This is a genomic window from Escherichia sp. TW14182, assembly GCF_000208525.1.
Taxonomy (GTDB): domain Bacteria; phylum Pseudomonadota; class Gammaproteobacteria; order Enterobacterales; family Enterobacteriaceae; genus Escherichia; species Escherichia ruysiae.
The window spans coordinates 1-1,604 of the sequence record NZ_AEJZ01000361.1; the positions used below are offsets into that span (position 1 = coordinate 1).

Consider the following 1,604-nt stretch of genomic DNA (forward strand, 5'->3'; position numbering starts at 1 on the left):
ACACTATCAGTAAGTTGGAGTCACTACCAGCAGCAATGGGACGTTTTGTTGAATGGACTATCGCATATAAATAACCGTTCTGCTGTACGGTTATTTCCCTTTGATGAATCAATGGTGAGAATTTTTCTGCTGAGGCTTGTTTACTTAAAGAGAAAAAGGTTTTCGTCACCGTATCATATACCCCCCATTGCAGCGTTGGATCGTCAGACATCACCTCGCTCCAGAATAAAGGGTTAATTACCGCGACATAGTTTCCTCGTTGCATATAGGTCATTTTATAACCGGCAAAAAAAGGAGTGTCGCGATAATAATAGATTGAGACATTAGGTTCACGCTTATAGTTCGCTGGCGATATCGTATAGCCGTTAACGGGAGCCATTAATGTTGAGCATAAAAAAAGGTTATCGTGGGCATAGATCAATTCGTTGATATAAAGATAACCACGGATAATATTCAACATTTGTTGTTGATGAGTGGGAGTACAAATTTGTCCCTGATAGCGTTCCGCATCGTCGCTTGCTAAATCTGCCTGGCGAATGACCAGCTCGGATTTCTCCAGTGCCAACTGGGCAAAAGCACGAAGTTGATTATTCGCTTCCGCTTTAGCCCAAAGAAAGGCGATCCATAGCGACAGAATGATGGGAAGGAGGACTACAAAGATAATACCCGGCAACGCCAGCAATTTGTGTCGCACACTATGACTCATTTCTATCAATTCCCTGCCTGGTTATACCTGGTCATTGCAAGGTTAAAACCCTGGCTACCGACGACGTTAGATAAATCTTACGGTATAAATAGCACTTTTGCCTGATTTGAAATTGATACCTTCATAATCTTTGTTTAAATAAAAATAACTCGCTGATATCAAAAGGGCTTTGCTGAAAAAATGCAGGTCAGGCAGGAAGTTAAAATATTTCTTTATTATGCATTGTCTCGATTTCACTGAAAAACCACATAATTAGTGCAGCAATAAAAGTAGCAGCATAATCTGGCTAACAAACGAGCAATTGTGATATAGTTCACAAAAATTTATGAAACAAACTAAGTGTTTCATTTTATGTTCTGAAAGTCCCGCGATAGCCAGAGTGTATCACGCCCCCCGTGAGTAATGCCGTGCTATCCAGGGCTTGGTAATTTTCAGAGGAAATGTTTGATGGCTACCCTCACCACTGGCGTGGTTCTCCTTCGCTGGCAGCTTCTTAGCGCCATATTGATGTTTCTGGCCAGCACGCTCAACATCCGTTTCCGGCGCTCTGATTATGTCGGGCTGGCAGTGATCAGTAGCGGTCTGGGCGTGGTTTCCGCCTGTTGGTTCGCAATGGGGTTGCTTGGCATCACAATGACCGATATTACTGCCATCTGGCACAACATTGAGTCGGTGATGGTGGAAGGGATGGGTCAAACTCCACCACAGTGGCCGATGATTTTGACCTGATATGTAGAAGCCTCCATAACGGAGGCTTCTTTTTTATGGCTGGCGGATGCTTTAATCACCCACATTAAAACAATATAACCTATTGTTTTAATGACAAATCAGAACGGAATGTCGTCATCGAAATCCATCGGCGGCTCGTTAGACGGCGCTGCCGGAGCGGACTGCTGCG

At 43.8% G+C, this 1,604-nt stretch carries 2 protein-coding genes and 1 pseudogene; 1 reads left to right on the forward strand and 2 read right to left on the reverse strand.

All coding sequences use genetic code 11. From position 1 onward, the window contains the following. Positions 1-706 (reverse strand): CSS-motif domain-containing protein (locus tag EQY_RS0121765; protein ID WP_000019887.1); only part of this gene is annotated, 706 nt, incomplete at its 3' end. A 447-nt stretch (positions 707-1,153) separates the two neighbouring features. On the opposite strand from EQY_RS0121765, the gene EQY_RS0121770 reads away from it, so the two are divergent. Next, on the forward strand, positions 1,154-1,435 hold the full coding sequence (locus EQY_RS0121770) for a YjcB family protein (RefSeq protein ID WP_000224317.1): 282 nt from the start codon (positions 1,154-1,156) through the stop codon (positions 1,433-1,435). Positions 1,436-1,533: 98 nt separating this feature from the next. Here the strand turns inward: EQY_RS0121770 and EQY_RS26375 are convergent. Beyond that, a pseudogene (locus tag EQY_RS26375) lies at positions 1,534-1,604 on the reverse strand (ssDNA-binding protein); the annotation flags it as partial.

What these genes read in the sequence shown, in the direction of transcription:
- EQY_RS0121770 (WP_000224317.1), top strand. Translation starts at nt 1,154, where the DNA reads ATGGCTACCCTCACCACTGGCGTGGTTCTCCTTCGCTGGCAGCTTCTT.